At 64.0% G+C, this 1,333-nt stretch carries 1 protein-coding gene; it reads left to right on the forward strand.

Going from position 1 to position 1,333, the window contains the following annotated elements:
* Positions 1 to 230: 230 nt before the first annotated feature.
* A partial coding sequence (locus tag RF638_RS15985) for an IS110 family transposase (protein WP_368842457.1) occupies positions 231 to 1,333 on the forward strand: 1,103 nt, incomplete at its 3' end.

Consider the following 1,333-nt stretch of genomic DNA (forward strand, 5'->3'; position numbering starts at 1 on the left):
CCCCGTTACCTTTTTCATGACGCCGGTGTCCGGGAGGATGAAGGCGTAGGTAACCAGCCGGCCCCGGCATGATGTCCGCCCCCAGTCGCTTATGATCCGGGGGGTGTAGTCACCGGGGTCGGTACTGGTTCACACGGACCGCTAATAGAAGCACGACCCGTCAGGCGGGACTTTGTAACGTGGATGCGGGCGAGTGAACCACCTGGTCACCTCACCTCCACCCCTGCGTGATGAAGAAGGTGACCACCATGGAACATCAGCTCTACCTCGGGATCGACGTCGGCAAGACCGCCCACCATGCCACCGGTTTGAGCGCTGAGGGCACTGTCGTGCACGATAAATCCCTCCCGCAATCCGAACCCAAGATCCGTGAGCTCCTCCAGGACCTAGCCGCTACTCACGGGCCTGTGCTGGTGGTTGTGGATCAACCCAAGACCATCGGTGCCCTGGTGATCGCGGTGGCCCAGGATCTGGGCATCGAGGTGGCTTACCTGCCCGGGCTGACCATGCGCCGAGTCGCGGACCTGCACCCGGGGCAAGCGAAAACCGATGCCCGGGATGCGTTCATCATCGCCAACACCGCCCGCACCATGGCCCACACCCTGCGTGGGATTACCCTGACCGAGGAAGACATCGCCGAACTGTCAATGTTGTGTGGGTTCGATGATGACCTCGCCTCCCAGATCACCCAAGTCCGCAACCGGCTGCGCGGGTTCCTCACTCAGATCCACCCCGCCCTGGAACGCGTGCTGGGCCCGCGACTGGCCCACCCAGGGGTGATCGCCCTTTTGGCCCGACACTCTTCCCCGGCCCGATTGAAGACCGCTGGCCGCGGCCATGTACGAGCTCTACTGAAGAAGCACGCGCCCCGGTTGGCGGAGAAACTCACCGAGGAGATCTTCACCGCCCTGGCCGAACAAACCGTGATAGTCACGGGCACCTCGGCGGCGGAGAAGATCATCGGGCGCCTGGCCGACCAGCTCGCGCAACTGGGCGCCCAGCGGGTGGAGATCGAGACCGAGATCCTCACGGTGGTCGATGCGCACCCTCTCACCCAGGTCCTGACCTCAATGCCCGGGGTAGGGGTCAGGACAGCAGCACGGCTGCTCACCGAAGTCGTGGGCAAGGACTTCAAAGACGCCGGACACCTGGCTTCCTACGCCGGGATCGCACCCGTGACACGCAGGTCCGGGACCTCGATCCGCGGGGAATCACCCTCCCGGCGGGGCAACAAGGTCCTCAAACGGGCTTTGTTCCTCTCCGCCTTCGCCTCGCTGAGTGCTAGCCCCGCTTCACGGGCCTATTACGATCGAAAACGGGCCGAGGGTAAACG

It is taken from the genome of Kocuria sp. CPCC 205235, from assembly GCF_040980905.1.
GTDB classification, from domain to species: domain Bacteria; phylum Actinomycetota; class Actinomycetes; order Actinomycetales; family Micrococcaceae; genus Kocuria; species Kocuria carniphila.